This is a genomic window from Nonomuraea sp. 3-1Str, from assembly GCF_031570565.1.
Taxonomy (GTDB): Bacteria; Actinomycetota; Actinomycetes; order Streptosporangiales; family Streptosporangiaceae; genus Nonomuraea.
In genome coordinates, this window is sequence record NZ_JALHBK010000008.1 from 19618 (window position 1) to 40914 (window position 21297).

At 74.5% G+C, this 21297-nt stretch carries 21 protein-coding genes; 11 read left to right on the plus strand and 10 right to left on the minus strand.

Going from position 1 to position 21297, the window contains the following annotated elements; translation table 11 throughout:
* The first annotated feature begins 97 nt into the window (after positions 1-97).
* Positions 98-1294: a cysteine desulfurase-like protein gene (locus MTP10_RS15070; protein ID WP_310709790.1), complete on the plus strand. Its 1197-nt coding sequence runs from the start codon at positions 98-100 to the stop codon at positions 1292-1294.
* Positions 1295-1310: 16 nt separating this feature from the next.
* Here the strand turns inward: MTP10_RS15070 and MTP10_RS15075 are convergent, their stop codons facing one another.
* A complete protein-coding gene (locus MTP10_RS15075) occupies positions 1311-2144 on the minus strand; it encodes an NAD(P)H-binding protein (protein ID WP_310709791.1) in 834 nt (277 codons plus the stop codon).
* Positions 2145-2212: 68 nt separating this feature from the next.
* On the opposite strand from MTP10_RS15075, the gene MTP10_RS15080 reads away from it, so the two are divergent.
* Positions 2213-2701 (plus strand): MarR family transcriptional regulator, encoded by a 489-nt coding sequence (locus tag MTP10_RS15080; protein WP_310709792.1) that lies wholly within the window; start codon positions 2213-2215, stop codon positions 2699-2701.
* A 21-nt stretch (positions 2702-2722) separates the two neighbouring features.
* The gene (locus MTP10_RS15085; protein ID WP_310709793.1) at positions 2723-3709 is read left to right on the plus strand and encodes a tyrosine-type recombinase/integrase; all 987 of its coding nucleotides are present in this window, start codon (positions 2723-2725) and stop codon (positions 3707-3709) included.
* An 81-nt stretch (positions 3710-3790) separates the two neighbouring features.
* Here MTP10_RS15085 and MTP10_RS15090 read toward each other — a convergent pair whose 3' ends face one another.
* A complete protein-coding gene (locus MTP10_RS15090; RefSeq protein WP_310709794.1) occupies positions 3791-4738 on the minus strand; it encodes an AraC family transcriptional regulator in 948 nt (315 codons plus the stop codon).
* A gap of 71 nt (positions 4739-4809) precedes the next feature.
* Between MTP10_RS15090 and MTP10_RS15095 the strand changes: the two genes are divergently transcribed.
* Entirely contained in the window at positions 4810-5652 is an 843-nt protein-coding gene (locus MTP10_RS15095; protein WP_310709795.1) for an NmrA family NAD(P)-binding protein, read from the plus strand.
* A gap of 445 nt (positions 5653-6097) precedes the next feature.
* On the opposite strand, the gene MTP10_RS15105 is transcribed toward MTP10_RS15095, so the two are convergent.
* Positions 6098-6712 (minus strand): TetR family transcriptional regulator, encoded by a 615-nt coding sequence (locus MTP10_RS15105; protein ID WP_310709796.1) that lies wholly within the window; start codon positions 6710-6712, stop codon positions 6098-6100.
* A 69-nt stretch (positions 6713-6781) separates the two neighbouring features.
* On the opposite strand from MTP10_RS15105, the gene MTP10_RS15110 reads away from it, so the two are divergent.
* Together MTP10_RS15110 and MTP10_RS15115 are read left to right on the plus strand one after the other, a co-directional pair.
* Positions 6782-8920, plus strand: coding sequence for an ATP-binding domain-containing protein (locus tag MTP10_RS15110; RefSeq protein ID WP_310709797.1), 2139 nt, complete (start codon positions 6782-6784; stop codon positions 8918-8920).
* Between the two features lie 138 nt (positions 8921-9058).
* Positions 9059-10042: a right-handed parallel beta-helix repeat-containing protein gene (locus tag MTP10_RS15115; protein ID WP_310709798.1), complete on the plus strand. Its 984-nt coding sequence runs from the start codon at positions 9059-9061 to the stop codon at positions 10040-10042.
* Between the two features lie 109 nt (positions 10043-10151).
* Here the strand turns inward: MTP10_RS15115 and MTP10_RS15120 are convergent, their stop codons facing one another.
* From MTP10_RS15120 to MTP10_RS15135, 4 genes are read right to left on the minus strand one after another with little or no spacing between them, the layout of a single operon-like run.
* On the minus strand, positions 10152-11375 hold the full coding sequence (locus MTP10_RS15120; RefSeq protein WP_310709799.1) for an ABC transporter permease: 1224 nt from the start codon (positions 11373-11375) through the stop codon (positions 10152-10154).
* Positions 11372-12175, minus strand: a complete 804-nt coding sequence (locus tag MTP10_RS15125) for an ABC transporter ATP-binding protein (RefSeq protein ID WP_310709800.1) — start codon at positions 12173-12175, stop codon at positions 11372-11374. Before MTP10_RS15125 ends, MTP10_RS15120 begins: the two co-directional genes overlap by 4 nt.
* The gene (locus MTP10_RS15130; RefSeq protein ID WP_310709801.1) at positions 12172-13230 is read right to left on the minus strand and encodes a peptidoglycan-binding protein; all 1059 of its coding nucleotides are present in this window, start codon (positions 13228-13230) and stop codon (positions 12172-12174) included. The genes MTP10_RS15125 and MTP10_RS15130 overlap by 4 nt, the downstream gene beginning before the upstream one ends.
* Entirely contained in the window at positions 13227-13769 is a 543-nt protein-coding gene (locus MTP10_RS15135; RefSeq protein WP_310709802.1) for a hypothetical protein, read from the minus strand. The genes MTP10_RS15130 and MTP10_RS15135 overlap by 4 nt, the downstream gene beginning before the upstream one ends.
* Before the next feature lie 159 nt (positions 13770-13928).
* Between MTP10_RS15135 and MTP10_RS15140 the strand changes: the two genes are divergently transcribed.
* The 5 genes from MTP10_RS15140 (at position 13929) to MTP10_RS15160 (ending at position 19033) form a co-directional block, all read left to right on the plus strand.
* The gene (locus MTP10_RS15140; protein ID WP_310709803.1) at positions 13929-14582 is read left to right on the plus strand and encodes a response regulator transcription factor; all 654 of its coding nucleotides are present in this window, start codon (positions 13929-13931) and stop codon (positions 14580-14582) included.
* Positions 14579-15796 carry a HAMP domain-containing sensor histidine kinase gene (locus MTP10_RS15145; protein WP_310709804.1) on the plus strand — a complete coding sequence of 406 codons (1218 nt, stop codon included), beginning with the start codon at positions 14579-14581 and terminating at the stop codon, positions 15794-15796. The genes MTP10_RS15140 and MTP10_RS15145 overlap by 4 nt, the downstream gene beginning before the upstream one ends.
* A 22-nt stretch (positions 15797-15818) precedes the next feature.
* Complete coding sequence (locus MTP10_RS15150; protein WP_310709805.1) at positions 15819-16415, plus strand: CoA pyrophosphatase; 597 nt, start codon at positions 15819-15821, stop codon at positions 16413-16415.
* 251 nt (positions 16416-16666) lie between these two features.
* Positions 16667-17386, plus strand: a complete 720-nt coding sequence (locus MTP10_RS15155; RefSeq protein WP_310709806.1) for a lysophospholipid acyltransferase family protein — start codon at positions 16667-16669, stop codon at positions 17384-17386.
* A gap of 45 nt (positions 17387-17431) precedes the next feature.
* A complete protein-coding gene (locus MTP10_RS15160) occupies positions 17432-19033 on the plus strand; it encodes a penicillin-binding transpeptidase domain-containing protein (RefSeq protein WP_310709807.1) in 1602 nt (533 codons plus the stop codon).
* Between the two features lie 28 nt (positions 19034-19061).
* Here MTP10_RS15160 and MTP10_RS15165 read toward each other — a convergent pair whose 3' ends face one another.
* The 3 genes from MTP10_RS15165 to MTP10_RS15175 all read right to left on the minus strand — a co-directional run bounded on the left by MTP10_RS15165 (position 19062) and on the right by MTP10_RS15175 (position 21237).
* On the minus strand, positions 19062-19925 hold the full coding sequence (locus tag MTP10_RS15165; RefSeq protein ID WP_310709808.1) for an alpha/beta hydrolase: 864 nt from the start codon (positions 19923-19925) through the stop codon (positions 19062-19064).
* Positions 19926-20097: 172 nt separating this feature from the next.
* Positions 20098-20745: a PadR family transcriptional regulator gene (locus MTP10_RS15170; protein ID WP_310709809.1), complete on the minus strand. Its 648-nt coding sequence runs from the start codon at positions 20743-20745 to the stop codon at positions 20098-20100.
* Between the two features lie 228 nt (positions 20746-20973).
* Positions 20974-21237, minus strand: a complete 264-nt coding sequence (locus tag MTP10_RS15175) for a DUF3040 domain-containing protein (protein WP_310709810.1) — start codon at positions 21235-21237, stop codon at positions 20974-20976.
* Positions 21238-21297: the final 60 nt, after the last annotated feature.

Consider the following 21297-nt stretch of genomic DNA (forward strand, 5'->3'; position numbering starts at 1 on the left):
GGTGACAGGCGGTCGCCTTATCCCATTCTTCCCCGGTATGGGCGTTACGCACCCGGGTGAGCGGTTGAGGCGTCACGGCCGCGAGCATGACCTCTGCATGCTCTTTCCGCACGAGAAGATCCGTGCCGCCTACCCCGCCCTGTCCGACGGCCACGCCTACCTCGACGGCGCCGCCGGCACCCAGACCCCGCAGGCCGTCATCGACACCATCGCCGGCGCCTACCGCTCCGGCATCGGCAACGTCGGCGGCGCCTTCCCCGCCAGCCACCGCTCCGACGCCATCGTGGCCGCGTGCCGCGCGGCGGTGGCCGACCTGGTCGGCGGCCGGCCCGAGGGGGTGATCCTCGGGCCGAACATGACGACCCTCACCTACCGGATCGCCACGACCCTGGCCAAGGACTGGGGCCCGGAGGACGAGGTCGTGCTGTCCCGGCTCGACCACGACGCCAACGTCCGCCCGTGGACCGCGACGGGCGCGACGATCCGCTGGGCCGAGGTGGACCCGGTGACCGGCGAGCTGCCGGCGGAGCAGTACCGGGACCTCGTCGGCGAGCGGACCCGGCTGGTGGCGGTGAGCGCGGCGAGCAACGTGCTGGGCACCCGCCCGGACGTGGCCGCGATCTGCGCGGCGGCGCACGCGGCGGGGGCGCTGACGTACGTGGACGGCGTGCACGCCACCGCGCACGGCCCCGTGGACATGCGGGCGCTGGGCGCCGACTTCTACGCCACCAGCGCCTACAAGTGGTCCGGGCCGCACGTCGGCGCGGTGGTGGCCGACCCGTCACTGCTGGAGCGGCTGCGGCCGGACAAGCTGGCCCCGTCGCCGGACACGGTGCCGGAGCGGTTCGAGACGGGCACGGCGGCGTTCGCCGACCTGGCGGGGGTGACGGCCGCCGTGGACCACCTGGCCGCGATGGTGCCCGGCACGGGCTCGCGGCGCGAACGGCTGCTCGCCTCGATGGCCGCCGCGGAGGCGTACGAGCTGGAGCTGTTCGCGGTGCTGCTGGCCGGGCTGGAGGCGCTGCCGCACGTCACCCTGTACGGCAAGCCCGCGCGGCGGACGGCGACGGCGTACTTCACGGTGGCCGGGCTGACGCCGCGCCAGGTGGCCGAGCACCTGGCCGGGCGCGGGGTGAACGTGTGGAACGGTCACAACTACGCCTGGGAGCTGACGGGCGCGCTCGGCGTCCGGGACGCGGGGAGCGCGGTCCGGGCCGGGCTGGTCCACTACAACGACCGCTCGGACGTGGACCGCCTCCTGGAGGGGGTCGCCGGGCTGCGCCCGGCCGGCTGAGACCGGGACGGCGCCCTCAGCCGGCCGGGAGGAAGTCGGCGGCGTGCTCGCGGGCCCAGGTCTCGAAGTCGCGGGCGGCGCGGCCGGTCAGCCGCTCGACCGTGTCGTTGATCTCCACGGGCGTGCCGTCGGTGGAGCTCCAGTAGTCGAGCAGCGCGTCGGCGAAGCCGGCGTCGAGGTACTCGGCCATCTCGGCCTTCCACTGCTCGCGGCTGACCCGCCGGATCTCGACGGGCCGCCCGGTGACGGCGGCCAGGATGTCGAGCTGCTCGGCGAACGTGACGGAGCGGGGGCCGGTGAGCGTGTGCGCGTCGCCGTGCCCGCCGTCCGAGGTGAGCACGGCGAGCGCCGCGGCGGCGACGTCGGCCTCGTGGATGGGGTCGTTGTGCGCCCCCGGGTACGGCAGGCTGACCGGCTGACCGGACTTGACGGCCCAGGACCAGGCCAGCGCGTTGGAGGAGAACGAGCCGGGCCGCAGCAGCGTCGTCCGCACCGGGCCGGCCACCAGGGCGCGCTCCACGTTCAGGTGCGAGGCGGCCAGGGGGTTGGTCTCCGCCTCCGGGTTCAGCACGGAGGCGGAGGACAGCAGGACGATGTGCTCGACCCCGGCCTCGGCCGCCTCCCGGGCGAAGGCGCCGGCGTGGGCGGCGGTGGCGTACAGGAAGACGGAGGTGACGCCCTTGAGTGCGGGCGCGAACGTGGACGGGTCGTTCAGGTCGCACACCACGCGGCCGGGCAGTCCGGGAGCGGGGGCGCTGGAGGCCTCACGGACCTCGGCGCCGCGCTCGCGCAGGAGCGCGGTGAGGTGGCGGGCGACGGCGCCGCGGGCGCCGGTGACGAGAATGGTCATGGTTCCTTCTTAAATGTATTCGTGACGCATATATTGCGTGACACACATAATTCGTGGTGGGAGAGGTCATGTCAAATCGGCACGAGCTGCTGGAGCGGATCATCGCGGAGAGCCAGCGTCACTACGCGGCATACGCGCTGTTCAACCAGGCCATGGCCGACCGGCTCGGCCTGCACCCCACCGACCTGCAGTGCGTGGCCCTGCTGGACCTGGAGGCCGGGCCGGTCAGCACCGGTCACATCGCCCGGCTCACCGGGCTGACGGCCGGCTCGGCGTCCCGCCTGGTGGACCGGCTGGAGAAGGCGGGCCTGGCGGTCCGGGAGACCGATCCGGAGGACCGCAGGCGTTCGCTGGTGAGGCTCGCGCCGGGCGTGCGGGAGCGGATCGGGCAGGCATGGGACACGCCCGGCCGGGCGTACGGGGAGGTGCTGCGCTCCTACACGGACGCGGAGCTGGAGCTGATCGCCGACTACCTGCGGCGGGCCACCCAGGTGGGATTCGACCAGGCCCGGCACCTCACCGCCGACCGCCCGCAGGCCGCACCGCCCGGGGCGTGATCGGCGGTTAGGATCGGCGGCGTGAGCCTGCCCGCCGTGTCCGGCCTCGTTCCCGACGCCGAAGTCCCCGACCTCGTCGAGCCGGCGCGCGACCCGTACCACGTCTACCTCGACTCGCTCACGAGCGCCGAGTCCCGTCGCACGATGCGCGGCTGCCTCGACCGGCTCGCCCGGCTGCTCACCGGCGACGAGAACGCCACCGGCGCCGGCCAGCCCTGGCACCTGCTGCGCTACGAGCACACGGTGCGCATCCGGACGCTGCTGACCGACCAGGGCTGGTCGGCGGCGTACGTCAACAAGCATCTCGTCGCGCTGCGCCGGGTGCTGAAGGAGTCGTGGCGGCTGGGCCGGAGCAGCGCGGAGGAGTACGCGCGCGCCTCCGACCTCGCCCCGGTACGGCAGAGCCGCCTGCCCACCGGCCAGCACGTGCCTCCGGAGGTGGTGGGCGCGGCCCTGGCCGCCTGCGACGACTCGCCGGCCGGTGTGCGCGACGCGGCGCTCATCGCGGTGCTGTACTCGACGGGCTGCCGCCGGGCCGAGATCGGCGGGCTGTCGCTGGCCGACTACGACCCGGGCGGGCGCTCGCTGCGGGTGCGCGGCAAGCGGGACAAGGAGCGCCTGGTGTACCTGACGGCCGACGCCATCGGGCTGCTGGAGCGGTGGCTCGCGGTGCGGGGCGGCGGGCCCGGAGCGCTGTTCAGCCCGATCAGCAAGGCGGGCCGCGTCCGGACACGTGACGGACGGCCGGTGGGTCTGACGGGCCAGGGCATCGCCGACATCCTCGCGCGGCGGCTCGGCCAGGCGGGGGCGTCGCGGCGCACGGCGCACGACTTCCGGCGCACGTTCATCGGCGAGCTGCTGGACGCGGGCGTGGACCTGGCGACGGCCCAGGCGCTGGTCGGGCACTCCTCGCCGGCCACGACGGCCCGCTACGACCGCCGCCCGGAACGCACCCGCCGAGAGGCGGTCGACCGCCTCCGCCTCCCTCCCCCGCGCCCCCTCTCCTGACGGCCCCCTCTTCTGACGGCTCCCTCGCCTGACGGCCTCGGCTCAGGACGTGGGCTCAGGACGTGGGCTCAGGACGTGGGCTCAGGGCGTGGCGCGGAGTCCGGGGCAGTGGCCCCGGCGGTGGCCGCCCGGCGTCGTGCCGTACCACTGCCGGAACGCCAGGTGGAAGCCCACCACCGACCCGTACCCGACGCGGCGCGCGATGGCGTCGTGCGGCAGCGACGTCTCCTCCAGCAGCCGCGCGGCCTCCTGCATCCGGCGCGCGGTCAGGTGCCGCATCGGCGCCTCGCCCACCAGCCGCCGGAACGTGGCCGCGAACGCCGACCGCGACATCCCCGCCTCCGCCGCCAGCGTCTCCACCGTCCACGGCTCCCCGAACCGGCTCTGCACGGCCAGCAGCGCCGCACCGACGGCCGGGTGCCGCAACGCCGCGAGGACGGGCTCGGCGGCGGCCGGCCCGTCCACGAGCGCGGCCCGCAGCGCCAGCACGAAGGCCAGCTCGAAGCCCCGCAACGCCACCAGCGCCTGCCCCGGCTCGGCCCGGTCCCACTCACCCGCGAGCCCGTCCAGGGTGCCGCGCAGCAACGGCTGCCCGGCCAGCGACTCGCGGTCGAGCAGGAGCACGGGCGGCAGCGCCCGATACAGCGGCGAGGCCGCCGCGGCGTCGTAGTGCAGCCCGCCGCACAGCAAGACCGTCTCAACTCCGGGACCGTCGATGCGGACGGTGCGGGCCTTGCCGGGCGGCCGCGCGGGCAGGACGCTCTCCAGCGGCACGGTGGCCCGGCCGGTCGCGTCGGCCAGCCGGTGCGCCGCCCCGTGCGGGAACACCGCGAGGTCGCCCGCCCGCAGCCGCACCGGCTCCCGGCCCGGCAGCTCGACCGTGCACGCGCCCGCCTGCACGTAGTGGATGAGGGCGCAGCTCTCCCGCTCCCCCGCCACGCCCCAGGGGGCCCGCGCCGACCAGCGGCTGTGGAAGACGCCGCGCAGCCGCAACGGCCCCAGCAGCTCGCTCAGCAGATCACCGTCCACGGACGATCCTTAATGTTCACCGGATTTCCGTTTATGGAGCGTACCGGCCGGGCGGAGGGAGGGTGGGCGGCATGAGGATTCTGGTCATCGGGGCGGGGGGCGCGCAGGGCGGCGCCGTGGCGCGGCGCCTGGCCGCCGAGGGGTACGAGGTGCGCGGGCTGTCCCGCACGGGGGCGGCGCCGGACGGGGTGCGGCCGTTCGCGGCGGACCTGGGAGACGTGGCGCGGGTCCGGGAGGCGTTCGACGGGGTGACGCACGTGTCGGTGACGGTGCCGCTGGTGTTCGAGGCGGAGCTGGTGGAGGCGTACGTCCGGAACGTGCTCGGGGCCGCGGCGGCGGCGCGGGTGCGGCGGCTGGTGCTCAACACCGGCAACCGGCTGCCGGCGCGGGCCACGGGCGTCGCGGCGTTCGACACGCGGAGGAAGGCCGCCGCGGCGGCGCTCGGGTCAGGGGTGCCGTCGGTGGTGCTGAGCCCGCCGCTGTACCTGGAGAACCTGGCGGCGCCGGGAGTGTGGGGGCCGCTGGTGGAGCGGGGTGTGCTCCGCCAGCCGTTGCCCGGCGACGTGCCGGTGTCCTGGCTGGCCCACGCCGACCTGGCCGCCGCGACCCTGGGCGCGCTCACGGGCGACGGCCCGGTGGGGGCCGTGCTGGAGGTGGGCGGCCCGCCCGTCACGGGGGCCGAGCTGGCCGCCGCCGCCGGCGCGCGCTACGAGGAGCAGGACGTGGCGGTGTTCGAGGCGGGGCTCGCGGCGGCGCTGGGGCCCGGGGCGGCGGCGGGGGTGGCGGACACGTACCGCTGGATCGCCGCGCACGGCCGTGACCTGTACGGCGCGGACGGGACGGCCGGGCGGCCGGGCACGCGGGTCACCTCGCCGCGGGAGTGGCTCGCCGCGCGGCTGCGGGCCGCCCGATGAGGCCGCCCGATAAGGCCGAAGCGATAGGGGCCGAGGGGGTGCGGGCCGAGGGGGTGCGGCATCACCAGCTCATCGAGCGGTGGCTGGCGGGGACGGCGCCGCGCGACGCCTTCGCCGGGTTCGCCGGCGCCCATGCCGCGGCCTTCACGCTCGCGGCCCCGGACGGGCGGCTGCTGTCACGGGCGGAGGTGCTGGCCGAGGTCGAGGCCGGGTACGGGCGCGTGCCCGGAGCCCGGATCGAGATCCGCCACGTCACCGTGGTCGCCGCTTCCGGGGCTCTGGTGGTGGCCGCGTACGAGGAGTGGCAGGGCGGCGCGGGCCGGCGCTCGACGGCCGTGTTCGAGCGCCGGCCCGGCGGGCTGAGCTGGCTGCACCTGCACGAGACCGCGGTCCGGGAGGGCGCTCCCTGGAAGAACCCGCCGGTGCCAGGACGGCGGTGGGGCGCTCAGCCGGGGGTGTGCCCGGCCCCCAGCAGCGAGAAGGCCAGCTCGGCGGCGCGGACCGCCTCCGGCTCGACCTCGGCGATGGGGCGGCCGGCGGCCAGCGCCTCCCAGGAGCGCCGGGCGAGCACGCGCTGCGTGGCCATCGCCTGAGCGGCCAGCAGCTCGGCCGTCAGCCGGTCCGTGCTCTCGGCGAGCGCCTCGGCCAGGGCGCTCTCGTCCACGGCCATGTACTGGAACACCCGCGTCGCCAGGCTCGGCGTGGAGAAGACGAGACGGTAGTAGGCCACCACCGCCGGGTTGTCGTTGAGCCCGGTGACCGGCTCGTGGCGGGCCAGCCCGTCGAGGAAGTGGCGGCGCAGCGCTTCGAGGTGGGTCTCGCCCGCCGCCCGGCCGCGCACCACGCGGGCGGCCTCGCCCTGGTGGTCGGCGATGCGGTGCAGGACGAGGTCCTCCTTGGTCGGGAAGTACTTGAACAGCGTCGGCTTCGACACCCGGGCCGCGGCCGCCACCTCGGTGACCGGCACCTCGTCGAAGCCGCGCTCCAGGAAGAGCGAGATGGCGGCCTCCGAGATCGCCTCGTGGACGCGCTGCCGGTGCTGCTGCCTCAGTCCTGTCATGGATTCACTCTAGCAAAGTGTTAACCTGGTTAATATATTGACCGGGTTAACACTTTCCGGAGGGCGCACATGGACGAGCTGGAGGACGGCGTGGACGGGCTGGAGCAGGAGCGGCGGTACGTCGAGACGTGCCGGGCGGGGCTGCGCCGCATGCTCGACGCCGCGCGCGACAACGTGATCGTCGGCGAGACCGTCGCCGGTGACCGCTACAGCGCCGAGCGGCTCGGCCGCTACCTCAAGAGCCTGGCCAAGGAGCTGACCGAGGAGCCGGACGGCCCGCCGTTCTTCGGCCGCCTCACCTTCGAGCGCCGGGACGGCGCCGCGCCCGCCGAGGGCACGGGGGCCGGAGAGGGCACGGGGGCGGGAGAGGGCACGGGGGCGGGAAAGGGCACCGCGGACGCGGAAGGGCACGACGGCCGTACGTACTACATCGGCAGGCGGCACATCCCCGGCGAGCACGGCGGCCCGCCGGTCGTCATCGACTGGCGGGCGCCTGTCGCCCGGGCCTTCTACCGGGCCGGCGCGCGGGACCCGCAGGGCGTGGCGGTGCGCCGCCGGTTCGGCTGGTCGGACACCACGCTGACGTCGTACGAGGACGAGCGGCTGGGGCGCGGCGAGGAGCGCCGCAGCCGCCTGCTGGCGGCCGAGATCGAGCGGCCGCGCGTGGGTCCGATGCGCGACATCGTCGCCACGATCCAGCCGGAGCAGGACGACCTGGTCCGCACCGGCCTGGAGGACTCGATCGGCGTGCAGGGGGCGCCCGGCACCGGCAAGACCGCCGTGGGCCTGCACCGCGCGGCGTACCTGCTGTACGCCTACCGGCAGCGGCTCCAGCGCGGCGGCGTCCTCGTCCTCGGCCCCAACCGCGCCTTCCTCGGCTACATCGCGGCGGTCCTGCCCGCGCTGGGCGAGGTGGACGTGGAGCAGACCACGCCGGACGGGCTCATCGCCACGGTGCCGGTCCAGGCCCGGGACGACGCGCGGGCGGCGGCGGTCAAGCACGACGCCCGGATGGCCGAGGTGCTGCGCCGGGCCCTGTACGGGCGGATCTCGAAGCCGGCCGAGCCGGTGGTGGTGAGCGAGGGGTCGTTCCGGTGGCGGGTGGAGGAGGACGAACTGCGCCGCGTCGTGGACGACACGCGGCGTGACGCGCTGCCGTACGGGACCGGGCGGGAGCGGGTGCGGGCCCGGGTGGTGGCGCTGATGCGCCGCCAGGCCGAGGCGCGCGGCCACAGCCCCAACGCCGCCTGGGAGCGCCGCACCGGCCGCGCGATCGCGGCGTGGCTCGACGGGGTCTGGCCGGCGGTCCGGGCCGAGCAGGTGGTGCACGAGGTGCTGTCCGGCCGGTGGACGCCCGCCGGCGGCGAGGGCGGGCCGCTGAGCGCGGGCGAGTGGGCGGCCGTCGTGTGGGAGCGGCCGGCGCGCACGTACAAGAGCGCGAAGTGGTCGGCGGCCGACCTCGTGCTGATCGACGAGGTCGCCGGCCTGCTGGAGCGCCCGCGCGGCTACGGCCACGTCATCGTGGACGAGGCGCAGGACCTGTCGCCCATGCAGTGCCGCGCCGTGGCCCGGCGCGCCGAGCACGGCTCGCTCACCGTGCTGGGAGACCTCGCCCAGGGCACGACGCCGTGGGCGGCCCGGACGTGGCCGGAGCTGATGGCGGCGCTGGGCAAGCCCGAGGCGCGGGTGGTGGAGCTGACCACGGGCTTCCGGGTGCCGGCGGTCGTCGTGGAGCTGGCGAACCGGCTGCTGGCCGCCCTGGACGCGGGCGTGCCGGCGACCCGCTCGTACCGCTCGGACGGGCGGCTGCGCGTGACCCGGGTTCCGGGGCTGGAGCGGGGCGTGGTGGCGGCGGCGCGGGAGGCGCTGGAGTTCGAGGGGTCGGTCGGGGTCGTCGCCGCCGACGCGGACGCCGAGGCGCTGACCGCCGCCCTGTGGGACGCCGGGCTGGACGTGGGCGAGCGGCTGAGCGTGGTCCCGGTCTCGCTGGTCAAGGGGCTGGAGTACGACCACGTGGTGCTGGCCGAGCCGGCCGCGATCGCCGAGGCGGAGGAGCGGGGACTCAACCGGCTCTACGTGGCGCTGACCCGGGCGGTGTCCCGGCTGGACGTGGTGCACGCCCGGCCGCTGCCGCCGGAGCTCGGCGACCCGGCGCCGGTCGCCGGGCGGGCGGCGCGTGAAAGTTTCTCGACCGCCGACTCAGTCTGAGCCGCCCCGACCAGCCCTCATGCCGGCCGTGACGGGTCGGGGCCGACGGTCGGCGTTGACCCAGGGAAAGCGCTTTCCTACGGTGTGTGCAACCGCTTTCCCGTGACCGTGAGGTCATCTCCGCAGAGGAGCTCAGCGATGGGCACACGAGGACGCACCCCCACTCTGATCACCGGCCTGGCCGCCGCGGCGGCCGCCGTCACCGCGCTCGCGGCACCCGCCTCCGCCGTACCGCGCTCCGACGAGCCGGCTGCGGCACTGGCCGCCGAGACCTCTCCCGTCGGCTGGGCGAGCCAGGGCGGCGGCACCACGGGCGGCGGCGGCACGCCCCCGACGACCGTGAGCTCCGCCTCCGCTCTCAAGACGGCCCTGTCCTCCGGCTCCGCCGCCGTGATCCGGGTCTCGGGGACGATCTCCTGCTCCGGCATGCTGAAGGTGACCTCCAACAAGACCGTCCTCGGCAACTCCGGGGCGACGATCTCCGGCTGCGGGTTCAACGTCGCCAGCGCCTCCAACGTCATCATCCGCAACCTCACGTTCCGCGGCTGGAACGACGACGGCATCAACGTGCAGTACTCGACCCGGGTGTGGATCGACCACAACTCCTTCAGCGACGGCTACGACGGGGCGGTGGACATCAAGCGCGCCAGCGACTACGTCACCGTCTCCTGGAACAAGTTCTCCGACCACGACAAGACCATGCTGCTCGGCCACAGCGACGACAACGGCTCGGAGGACCGCGGCCACCTGCGGGTGACGTACCACCACAACTGGTTCGACGGCACCAACCAGCGCCACCCGCGGGTGCGCTTCGGCAACCCGGTGCACGTCTACAACAACTACTACTCCAGCATCGGCAGCTACGGCGTGGCCTCCACCAAGGAGGCGGGCGTGCTCGTCGAGGGCAACTACTTCGAGAACACCGACGACCCCTTCCACCGCGGTGAGGGCAGCTCGCCCGCCGCCAACCTGGTGGCCCGCAACAACCACTTCGTCAACTCCGGCAGCGGCGACGCGGGCGGCAGCGTCGCCACGATCCCGTACTCCTACCCCCTCGACGCGGCCTCCGGCGTCAAGACCATCGTGACCGGCGGAGCCGGCGCCGGCCGGATCAGCCCCTGACCGGCGCCGACCGGACGCCCGGGTACGGCCTCCCACCGCGGGGAGGCCGTACCCGGAGCCCACGACTCCCCGGCGGCGCGCCCGGTCGCGCCCGGACTGACGGCGGCCCTCAGGTGGCGGCCAGGGCGACCGTCGGGGACAGGCGGGCGGCGCGCATCGCCGGGTAGATCCCGGCGATCGTGCCGATGACCAGGGTGGCCGCGACCGCCCCGCCGATCGCCCACGGCGGCACCACCGCCGGCCAGCCGCGCGCCAGCGCGTACCCGGCGCTGGCCAGCGTCCCCAGCGCCGCCCCCGCGATCCCGCCGAGCGCCGACAGCAGCAGCGACTCGGTCAGGAACTGCACCCGCACCTGCCCCCGGGTCGCGCCCAGCGACCGGCGCAGCCCGATCTCCCGGCGCCGCTCCAGCACCGAGATGACCATCGTGTTGGCCACCCCGACGCCGCCGACCAGCAGCGCGACGGCGCCGAGGCCGAGCAGCAGGTTCGTGAACGCGCCCGCCGCCGCAGCCCGGGCGGCCAGCGCGTCGGAGGGCCTGCTGACCTCCACCTCACCCGGGTTCTCCGGGTTGACCGTGCGGGCCAGCACGTCCCGGACCGCCTCGACCGCCTCCTCCGCCGACCGCTCGTAGATCGTCGTGGGGTGTCCCCCGAACCCGAGGAGGCTCTGCGCGACGGGGAAGCCGACGAGGGCCGAGCGGTCGATCTCCGGTGCCAGCGGCATCGACCGCAGGATCCCGACCACCGTGAACCACCGCCCGCCCGTCCAGACCCGCACGCCGGTGCGGTCGATGCCGAGCCGGGCGGCGGCCTCGGAGCCGAGGACGACGGCGGGCCGGCGCTCGGTGGCGGCGTTCAGCCAGGCGCCCTTCGCGACGCGGCCCTCCAGCGTGGTGAGCAGCTCGGTGGTGGCGGCCTGCACGGAGATGCCGCTGGTCACGGCCTCGGGGATGCGGTCGGTACGGCGGACGGTCGCCTTGACGGAGCCGGTGGCCGAGGCCGTGCGCACCGGGCCGACGCGCTTGACCATGTCCACGGCCGTGACGGGCAGCTCGGCCTCCTCGCCGAACATCGTGCGCCCCGGCGACACGGTCAGCAGGTTGGTGCCCAGCCGGTCGAGCTGCCGCATGAGCTGCTCGCGGGAGGACGACGAGATGCCGATGACCGCCACCATGGTGGCGATGCCGATGGCGATGCCCAGCGCCGACAGGACGACCCGGGTGGGACGGGCCCGCAGCCCGGCGGCCCCCACCCGCAGCACGTCGGCCGGGCTCAGCCGGGCCGGCCTCGGCCCGCGCGTCGCGGGCCCGCGCTTCGTCGATCTCCGGCTCATCCCCGATCCCCCTTCGTGATCTCGGCCGGCGGGGCGGTCCCGTCACCCTCGTCGCCGTCGATGCGGCCGTCGAGCAGGCGCACCCGGCGGGGGCACCAGGCGGCGATCTCCGCGTCGTGCGTGATGATCGCGATGGTGGTGCCGGCCGCGTGCAGGTCGCGCAGCACGCCGAGGACCTCGGCGCCGGCGCCGGAGTCGAGGTTGCCGGTGGGCTCGTCGGCCAGCAGCAGCCGCGGGTCGCCCGCGACGGCGCGGGCGACGGCCACGCGCTGCTGCTCGCCGCCCGACAGCTGGTACGGCCGGTGGCCCAGCCGGTGGCCGAGGCCGACCCGTTCCAGGGCGGCGGCGGCCCGCTCGCGCCGGACCCGCCGCGGGGTGCCCGTGTAGAGCAGGCCGTCGGCCACGTTGTCCAGGGCGCTCAGACCCGGACCGAGATGGAACTGCTGGAAGACGAACCCCAGCGTGCGGCCGCGCAGCGCCGACAGCTCGCGGTCGGACAGCGTGGCGACGTCGTGCCCGTCGACCCGGACGGTCCCCGAGGTGGGCCGGTCGAGGGTGCCGACCATGTGCAGCATGGTCGACTTGCCGGACCCGGACCGGCCGACGATGGCCAGCAGCTCACCGTCGGCCACGGCCAGGTCCACGCCGCGCAGCGCCCGCACGTCCCCGGGGTAGACCTTGGTCACGCCCCGCAGCTCCACCACGTACGACACCGCGCCCGAGCCCGCGCCCGATCCCGATGCCGCACCGGGTGCCGCACCGGAGCCCGCGGCGAGGCCCTCGGAAAGGGTGCCGGTCATGTGGACGGCACCCCGACCTTCATGCCCTCCGCCAGCCCGGCGCCCTCGACCTCGACCCGGCCGCCGCCGAACGCGCCGGTCCGCACGCCCACGATCCGGGTCGCGCCGCCCTCGACCACCTCGACGCCGAACCCGCCCTCGCGCAGCGCCAGCAGCGCCTCGACCGGCACGGACAGCACCCCCTTCCGCCGCTCGCTCTCCATCTCGACCTCCACCGGCGCCTGGTCGAGGCGGGTCCTGGGTGTCCTGGCCAGGGTGATGTCGACGTCCACGGTGACGTTCTGGTCCTGGCCCTGTCCGCTGGTCTCGGCGACCGTACCGACCGAGGTGATCTTCCCGGAGACGCGTTCGCCGCCCGGCAGCTCCACGGTGACCTTCGCGCCCTTGCGGGCCAGCGCCTGGTCGTCGGCGTCGAGGTCCACGTGGACCAGCCGCCGCACGCCGCTGACCGTCAGGGTCCGGCGGCCCGGTGCGAGCCGGTCGCCCACCTCCACGGCCGCGTCGGTGACGCGGACGACCGACGGCAGGAACACCACCTGCGACGCGTCCACCCGTCCCGTCTCCGGGAGCCCCCGGTCGTCCTGCCACTCCTTGACCGCGAGGTAGGTGGCGTAGCTGAAGTGCTCGTCCACGGTCAGGTAGTCGCCGTGGCCCAGGGCCTTGAGGTTGCGCTCCAGCTGCTCGACGTCCGGCCCGTCGGAGACGCCCTGGCGCAGCTCCCGGTACAGCGGCAGTTTGCCGTACATGAGCACGACCGGTTCGCGGTCGGCCGACAGCAGCGCGTGGCCGCGGCGCACCACGGCCCCCTCGGCGGCCACCCACGTCACCGTGCCCGACGCGCCCGTGCTCACCTGGCGCTCGCCGGAGTAGGTGAGCGCCCCGGTGACGGTCTTGGTGTCCACGAGGTCCTGCCGGGTGATCTCCGCCGTCGCCGGTACGGCCTGCCGGGCGGGGGCCGCCGCACCGGTGCCGCCGTCGCCGAGCACGGCCACGGCCGTCCACGCGGCGGCCACGGCGAGCACCCCGGCTCCGGTGAGCGCGAGCCCCTTCCTCATCGGGGGCCGCCGCCGGGCTCGAACTCCTTGCACGCCTGGTGGGCGGCCTTGACCTTCTCCTCGGGCGTCCCAGGCTTGACGGTGATCTCCATCCGGCCGTCGGAGGACGGGTCGGCCACGTCGATGCCGTTCTGGCGCATGCACTGGGCGAACTTCAGCGCCTGGTCGCGCGCCTTCGGATCCATCTTGCCCTTGGCCTCGCCGACCGCGGCCTCCATGAAGTGCCCGCACGCCTTCTGGGCCTCCTGCATCTTGGCCTCGTCGCCCTTGCGGGACTTGATCCGGATGCCGCCGCCGGGCTCCGGGTCGTCCATCTCGATGCCGTGCTCGCGCATGCACTGCGCGAACTTGAGCTGAGCGTCCCTCGGGTCCATGGAGGGCGCGGCGGAGGCGGGCGCGCCGCCGGTGCTCGCGGTCGCTCCACCGGTGCTCGCCACGCCGGCCACGCCGTCCCCGGCCGGTGTGCCGCCGCCGCACGCGGACAGGCAGGACAGGGCCGCCGTCGCGCAGACGGCCGCCAGCAGGTATCGCAGGTTCATCGCTGTCACTCCTTCGCGGGCGCCGCCGGACGTTCGCCGCGGCGCGAGGCCCACTCCAGCGAGGCGGGTGCTAAACGGCGATAAGCCGTCCCAGGCGCCCTTATCCGCCGCTAACACCAGATCCGCCAAGGTCAGTGCGGAACGGAAAGGGGGCACCGGATGCGGGTGCTCGTCGTGGAGGACGAAGAGGAGCTGGCCGACGCCATCGCGCGCGGGCTGCGGCTGCACGCCATCGCGGTCGACGTGGCCTACGACGGGCAGGAGGCGCTGGAGCTGGCCGCGTACGTCCCGTACGACGTGGTGGTGCTGGACCGCGACCTGCCCGAGGTGCACGGCGACGAGGTGTGCCGGGAGCTGGCGGGCGGTGACGCGGCGGGCCGGGTGCTCATGCTGACCGCGGCCGGCCGGGGGCGCGACCGGGGGGACGGGCTCACCCTGGGCGCGGACGACTACCTGATCAAGCCGTTCACGTTCGCCGAGCTGGTGGCGCGGATCCGGGCGCTGTCGCGCCGCTCCCGGCGGGACGGCCCGGCGCCGCTGGAGCGGGCGGGCGTGCGGCTGGACCCGGGCCGCCGCACGGTCACGCGCGACGGGCGGCCGGTCGCGCTGAACCGCAAGGAGTTCGACGTGCTGCACGCGCTGCTGCGCGCGGACGGGCGGCTGATCACCTCGGCGCAGCTGCGCAGGAGCGCATGGGACGAGTACGCCGACGCGGCCAGCGGGGTGCTGCGGGTCACGCTCACCTCGCTGCGCAGGAAGCTCGGCTCTCCCCCTCTGATCGAGAACCTCCCGGGCCAGGGGTACCGACTGTGAGGGCACCCCTCGGCCGGTGGGGGCCCCGGCGGGACCGGCCGCCGGGCCGCGTCCGGCCGTGGCACCGGCTCGGGCTGCGGATGCGGCTGACGATCCTGTACGGCGGGCTGTTCTTCCTGGCCGGGTCGCTGCTGCTGTGGTCCACGTACCTGCTGACCGCGCGGGCGCTGAGCCAGCAGTTCTCCATCGGCTTCACGAAGATCGTCACCGGCAAGCCGCTCGTGACGGTCACCCAGACGCCGTCCGACGACCTGGTGTTCCAGCAGGTGAAGGGGGACGTGCGGCAGCGGGCCGCGACCGTGCTGGAGGACATGCTGCGCTCCTCGGCGGTCATCATGGTGCTGCTCGGCGTCCTCGCGGTGGTGCTCGGCTATCTGGTGGCCGACCGGGCGCTGCGCCCGCTCGACCGGGTGACCGAGACGGCCCGCAGGCTCTCCGAGAGCACCCTGCACGAGCGCATCGCGCTGGACGGGCCGCCCGACGAGGTCAAGCGGCTGGCCGACACGTTCGACGCGATGCTCGACCGGCTGCACCGGGTGTTCGAGGGGCAGCGGCGCTTCATCGCCAACGCCTCGCACGAGCTGCGCACCCCGCTGGCCATCAACCGCACGGTGCTGGAGGTGTCGCTGGAGGAGCCGGCCGCCTCGGAGGACCTGAAGGCGCTGGCGCGGGCCCTGCTCGGCACCAACGCCCGCTACGAGCGGCTCATCGAGGGGCTGCTGCTGCTCGCCCAGTCCGAGCAGGAGCTGGGCGTGCGCAAGACCGTGGACGTGGCGCAGGTGGCGCGCATCGTGCTGGAGCAGCTCGACCTCGCCGGGCGCAGGCGGCCCCTCACCCTCCACACCGACCTGCGCCCGGCCCTCGCGCTGGGCGACCCGCTGCTGATGGAGCGGTGCCTGTTCAACCTGGTGGAGAACGCCGCGAAGTACAACGTGCGCGACGGCCAGGTGTGGGTGCGGGTGCGCCCGGAGGCGGGCCACGCGGTGGTCGAGGTGGACAACACCGGGCAGACCGTCCCGCCGTACGAGGTGGAGGACCTGTTCGAGCCGTTCAGGCGGCTCCAGGGCGACCGGCTGCGCTCGGCGCGCGGCTCGGGGCTGGGGCTGTCGATCGTCCGGGCCATCTGCGACGCGCACGCCGGCACGGTCACGGCCGAGGCCCGCCCGGAGGGCGGCCTGAGCGTCACCGTACGGCTGCCGGAGGCGCCGCCCTGAGCCGCCGTGCGATCCTGGGCGGGTGCTTCCCCCGATGGACGAGCTGCGCGAGCTGGTCGCCGCCCGCCTGGCCGCCTTCCCCCGCCGAGAGGCTCCGCCCGCCCCCGGCCTCCGCCGCGCCGCCGTCACCGTGTGCGTGCTGGAGGACGACGCCGGCGACCCGTACACGATCATGATCCGGCGCTCGCCGCACGGCCGCAACGCGGGCCAGTGGGCGCTGCCCGGCGGCCGGCTGGACGACGGCGAGCAGCCGGTCGAGGCGGCGCTGCGCGAGCTGGCCGAGGAGACCGCGGTCAGCGGCGTGCGGGTGGCGGGGCTGCTGGACGATTACGTCACCGACTCCGGGTTCGTGATCACCCCGGTCGTGGCCTTCGGCGGCCGGCAGCGGCCCGTGGCGGACCCGCGCGAGGTGGCCTCGGTGCACGCCGTGCCGCTGGAGCGGTTCCTCGCGCCGGGGGTGCCGCGCTGGAGCGCCGGGCTGCTGCAGATGCCGCTGGGCCCCTCGATCGTGGTCCACGCGCCGACCGGGGCGATTTTGTGGCAGTTCGCCGAGGTGGCGCTGCGTGGCCGTGAGCTGCGGGTCTTCGACGTCGCCCAGCCACACTGGACCAGGACCTGACCGAATCTTTGGGCCCGGTGGAATACGGGTCGCCGGATGTCCGTTAGAGTCGTGAGGCCGATGTGGTCTGTGTCCCCCGGGCCGCAAAATACCGCCTTCACGGAATACCGTTCGGCTGGAGCCGTGTTGTGCATCTCGCCGAGGAGGCGACCGCCACATCGGCCTCATCAGCTTTTCCAGGCGCCCCGGCTTCGGCCGGGGCGCCTGCCTTATGGTGGGACGGCCGACCGACGATCAGCCAGGAGAGCCCATTGCTGTACCAAGTGGTCAAGTTCGCCGCCACGCCGCTGGCCCATGTGATGTGCCGCCCGCACATCTCCGGCGCGGCGCACGTGCCCCGGACGGGCCCCGCGATCCTGGCCGCCAACCACCTGTCCGTCCTCGACTCGTTCCTGCTGCCGGCGCTCCTGCCGCGGCCGGTGACGTTCGTCGCCAAGAACGAGTACTTCTCCGGCAACCCGGTCTCCGGCTGGTTCATGCGCCTGGGCGGCAGCCTTCCCATCGACCGTGACAGCGCGCACGCGGCGCAGGCCATGCTCGACGCGGCCACCGAGGTGCTGGAGCGCGGCGAGCTGTTCGGCATCCATCCCGAGGGCACCCGCTCCCCCGACGGCCGCCTCTACCGCGGCAAGATCGGCGTGGCCTGGCTGGCGCTGCGCACCGGCGCGCCGGTGCTCCCCGTCGCGCTCAGCGGCACGGAGAAGGTGCTGCCGGTCGGCGCCAAGGTGCCCCGCCCCGCCCGGATCGGCATCCGGATCGGCGAGCCCATGACGTTCGACGGCGACCACACCAAGGCCCGCGACCGGAGGCAGGTCACCGACGAGATCATGGCCGCCATCCAGAAGCTGTCCGGCCAGGAGTACGTGCCCGCCTACGCCGCCAGCGTCAAGTCCTCGGCCAACGGGTCCCCCGAGGCGGGGACCGACTCCAAGATCGTCGCATCGGACCCGGCGGGCGGCGGGCCCGGCTAAGCTCGTGGACCCAGCAAGCGCTGCCGAGGACCAGGGGGCTGACCAGTGGCGCGTGGCCGTACCATCGCGATCGTTTCCGGCATCACCGTGCTGGTCGTGGGCGCCGCCGGGGGCGGCGCCTACTACCTGCTGCGCACCCAGGGCACCCCGGCGGAGACGGCACAGCGCTTCGCCGCCGCCTGGCAGGCGGGTGACACGGCGGCCATGCGGGCCCAGCTCGCCGCCCCGCAGCCGCTGACCGCCTACGACCAGATGCGCACCGCCCTGGCCGTCGAGTCCACACAGGTGAGGCTGGGCAAGGTCACCGAGACCGACGACCGGGCCCGCGTCCCGTACACCGCGACGCTCAAGCTCAAGAACATCGGCGAGTGGACCTACGAGGGACGGCTCGACCTCAAGGTCGCCGACCGTGCCTGGAAGGTGGACTGGACGCCGGCCGCGCTGCACCCGTCCCTGACGTCCGGCGCGTCGTTCACGATCAGGACCAGCTGGCCGGACCGGGCGAAGATCACCGACGCCGACGGCGGGCGCATCGACGACGGCAAGGCCGGCGGCTCGGTGCAGCAGCTCGTCGGCTACCTCGACAAGGCCACCAAGAAGGACGTCGCCAAGCTCGGCAGCGCCTACAAGGTCGGCCAGGCCGTGGGCCGGGGCGGGCTCCAGGAGACGTTCCAGAAGAAGCTCGCGGGCACCCCCACGACCCAGATCCAGGTCGCCGGCAAGACCCTGCACACCATCGAGGGCACCGACGGCGAGCCGGTCAAGACCAGCCTCGACCCGCGCGCGCAGGCCGCCGCGGTCGCCGCGGTCAAGGACGTCAAGAAGCCCACCTCCATGGTCGCCGTGAAGGCGAGCACCGGCGAGATCCTGGCCGTGGTCAACAACGTGGGCGGCTTCAACCGGGCCCTGGACGGCCGCTACCCGCCGGGCTCCACCTTCAAGGCGGTCACGGCGATCGGGCTGCTCGCCGCGGGCGTCTCACCCGGCGACTCGGTCACCTGCCCCAAGTACGCGACCGTCGGCGGGCTGAAGATCCGCAACTCCGAGGAGGAGGAGTTCGGGTCGCTGTCGTTCCTCGACTCCTTCGCCCACTCGTGCAACACCACGTTCGCGCCGATGGCCGAGCGGCGGCTCGGCGCCGACAAGCTGCTGGAGACGGCGGAGTCGGTCGGCTTCAACCAGCCGCTCAACATCGGCGTGCCCGCCACCAAGGCCAGCGTGCCGCGCGCCCAGTCCGACGCCGAGCTCGCCGCCGAGGCGTTCGGGCAGGCCCGGATCACGGCCAGCCCCCTGTCGATGGCGTCGGTGGCCGCCGCCATCGACGACGGCACCTGGCGCCCGCCGACGCTCGTGCCCGGGCTTCCGCAGAAGGCCGAGGAGCACCCGCTGCCCGACGGGGTCAAGGAGTCCATGCACGAGCTGACCGCCGCGGTGGTCACCAAGGGCACCGCCAAGGGCGCGGGCCTGCCGGCCGGCACCCACGGCAAGACCGGCACCGCCGAGTACGGCACCGGCGAGAAGCTGGAGACGCACGCCTGGTTCATGGGGTTCAAGGACGACGTGGCGTTCGCGGTGGTGGTGGAGGGCGGCGGCACGGGCGGCAAGGTCGCCGCGCCGATCGCCGCCGCCTTCCTCCGCGGCCTCTGAGCCGGGGACTCAGGACAGGAAGTGGGACTCAGGACAGGAAGCGGGCGATCTCGCGGGCGACGGCCTCCGGCTTCCCGCCCGCGGCGGCGTTGCCGGTGGCGTTGTGGTTCAGGCCGCGCAGGACGACCCGCCGGGCGTCGGGGAGCACGCCCTCCAGCGCGGTGAGGCTCTTCCTCAGGTAGGCCGGGCTTTTGGAGCCGCCCAGCAGCAGCACCTCGGCCCGCAGCTCGCGCAGCCGGGGCAGCAGGCCGGCCGTCTCGGCGACCACCCGCGCGTCGTGGTGGATCGTGGGGGCCAGCTCGCGGAAGCCGGGCTCCTCCCCCGTCCCGTTGCGCTCCTGCCGCTCGACGAACGTGTTGGTGAGCCGTTCCGTCAGGCGGCGGGGCATGAGCCGGAACACCGGCGACCCCATGCGGGTGCCCAGCATGCCGGTGACGAGCGCGGCACTGGTCCGCCCCTCGGCGATCTCCCGGTCGAAGCGCTCCAGCCACCCCGTGTCGTTGGACCCGTCGAGGTCCAGCGGCGGCTCGAACGCGACGACGCGGCGCACGTCGGGCCGGGACAGCGCGGTGAGCAGGGCGATGATCGCGCCCGAGCTGACCCCGGCCACGTCGCGCGCCCCGGTGGCGTCGAGCAGCGCGCAGACGTCCTCGACGTCCTGGCGCACGCCGTGGCCGGGACGCCGCGGGCCGCCGGCGCCGCGTCCGCGGCGGTCGGGCACGTAGAGGGTGTGGGAGCCGGCCAGGGCGCGGGCCAGCTCGATGTTGCTCGGCCCGGTCTGCATGGCTCCGTGCAGCAGCACCAGCCCGGGCCCCTCACCGAGCCGGCGGTAGGCGACGGCGGTGCCGTCCGCGGAGGTCACGTGCTCGACGACGGTCTTCAGGTTGCGCATGGTCGTTCCCCATCCGTGGTGTGGGCGTGCAGGTCCACGCGGGGAGGCCCGGATATGCTTGCGAGTGCCATCTCGTGGCCGGGATCCGCCCGCGCGGGTTTCGGTTCGAGGTTCCGAGGGCTCCGGCGGCGGTGTTCCCGCACCTCCTCCGGGGCCCTCCTCCATGTCCGGGTCAGTCCGTGACGGCCCCCCTCTCGGCCAGGCCGGCCATGTCCTGGGGGATGTGGCCCGAGCCGTGGAAGGCCCGCCACTCCGCCAGCCGGGGGAACGTGCCCGCGGCCAGCTCCTCCAGCAGCGACCGGGTCCAGGCGGCCTCGGCCTCGCGCATCGCCAGGGCGTACTCCGACTCCAGGACGAACAGCCGCGGCAGGTCACCCGCGTCGCGCTCCAGCGCCTCCCGCTGGGCGGCGACGAGCCGCTCCAGGGCGTCGAGCCGCCGGCGCAGCAGGGCGGTCACCTCCTCGGGCGCGAGCCCGCCCATGACCGACAGCCCCGCCTCGAACCTGCGCGGCGCCTCCTCCGGGTCGGACAGCAGCTCGCGCGTCCAGTCGGCCAGCTCGGCGCGGCCCTCGGCGGTGATCTCGTAGACGGTGCGTTCGGGCCGGCCGCCCTGCCGGTCGCTGCCCGCCTCCCGCAGCAGGCCGTGTCGGGCCAGGTTGTGCACGACGGTGTAGAGGGACCCCCACTTGATCGCCATGTCCTGGTCCTTGCCGCGGGCCCGCAGGACGGAGGCCATCTCGTAGGCGTGCATGGGGCGCTGTGCCACGACGGACAGCACGGCGAGGGCCAGCAGGCTCCCCACCTTCCGCCGCTTCGCCATCTCGCGCGCCTCCGATCGGTAGCTCGTGTACGAACACTCGTCTACGAGTATACGTGCGCGAGCATCCCATGGCCAGGGCGAGTCCGAGGCGACGTCGACCACAGCAGGAGACCTACGGCGAGAGAGGGTGCCCGGCCCACGAGCGGGAGCTCCGCGCTCGATCACCCAACAAAGGCTCAAAAATCCACCCAAGACGGCTACACACGGGCCGAGATGGGGAAATGCGGATCAGAAGGACGTGGCGCTTCCGTGCTGGAGGACCATGACCAGCAGGGTCGCCACGAGCGTGGCGATGAGCACCCAGCTGATCAGGATGATCACCGTCGAGCGGCGCGGCCTCGGCCGGAGCCGGCCCTGGCCGGCTGCCTTGGCCTCGTTGCGTCGGACCCGCTCGTTGAACGACTCCAGTCGCGCCACGAGACGGGGATCGTCGTCGACGAGGTGCCGTTCGATCTGTGCCAGCAATCGCTCCTCGTCCTGCGACCAGGCCATGGGTGCACCTCCGGAACGCAAGCTCTGTGCGGGTGTTCTGCCCAACCCTGAAGATCATTA

Coding starts and splice junctions, on each gene's coding strand:
- MTP10_RS15070 (WP_310709790.1), top strand. CDS start 98: ATGCTCTTTCCGCACGAGAAGATCCGTGCCGCCTACCCCGCCCTGTCC.
- MTP10_RS15075 (WP_310709791.1), bottom strand. CDS start 2,144: ATGACCATTCTCGTCACCGGCGCCCGCGGCGCCGTCGCCCGCCACCTC.
- MTP10_RS15080 (WP_310709792.1), top strand. CDS start 2,213: ATGTCAAATCGGCACGAGCTGCTGGAGCGGATCATCGCGGAGAGCCAG.
- MTP10_RS15095 (WP_310709795.1), top strand. CDS start 4,810: ATGAGGATTCTGGTCATCGGGGCGGGGGGCGCGCAGGGCGGCGCCGTG.
- MTP10_RS15105 (WP_310709796.1), bottom strand. CDS start 6,712: ATGACAGGACTGAGGCAGCAGCACCGGCAGCGCGTCCACGAGGCGATC.
- MTP10_RS15110 (WP_310709797.1), top strand. CDS start 6,782: ATGGACGAGCTGGAGGACGGCGTGGACGGGCTGGAGCAGGAGCGGCGG.
- MTP10_RS15115 (WP_310709798.1), top strand. CDS start 9,059: ATGGGCACACGAGGACGCACCCCCACTCTGATCACCGGCCTGGCCGCC.
- MTP10_RS15120 (WP_310709799.1), bottom strand. CDS start 11,375: ATGAGCCGGAGATCGACGAAGCGCGGGCCCGCGACGCGCGGGCCGAGG.
- MTP10_RS15125 (WP_310709800.1), bottom strand. CDS start 12,175: ATGACCGGCACCCTTTCCGAGGGCCTCGCCGCGGGCTCCGGTGCGGCA.
- MTP10_RS15130 (WP_310709801.1), bottom strand. CDS start 13,230: ATGAGGAAGGGGCTCGCGCTCACCGGAGCCGGGGTGCTCGCCGTGGCC.
- MTP10_RS15135 (WP_310709802.1), bottom strand. CDS start 13,769: ATGAACCTGCGATACCTGCTGGCGGCCGTCTGCGCGACGGCGGCCCTG.
- MTP10_RS15140 (WP_310709803.1), top strand. CDS start 13,929: ATGCGGGTGCTCGTCGTGGAGGACGAAGAGGAGCTGGCCGACGCCATC.
- MTP10_RS15165 (WP_310709808.1), bottom strand. CDS start 19,925: ATGCGCAACCTGAAGACCGTCGTCGAGCACGTGACCTCCGCGGACGGC.
- MTP10_RS15170 (WP_310709809.1), bottom strand. CDS start 20,745: ATGGCGAAGCGGCGGAAGGTGGGGAGCCTGCTGGCCCTCGCCGTGCTG.
- MTP10_RS15175 (WP_310709810.1), bottom strand. CDS start 21,237: ATGGCCTGGTCGCAGGACGAGGAGCGATTGCTGGCACAGATCGAACGG.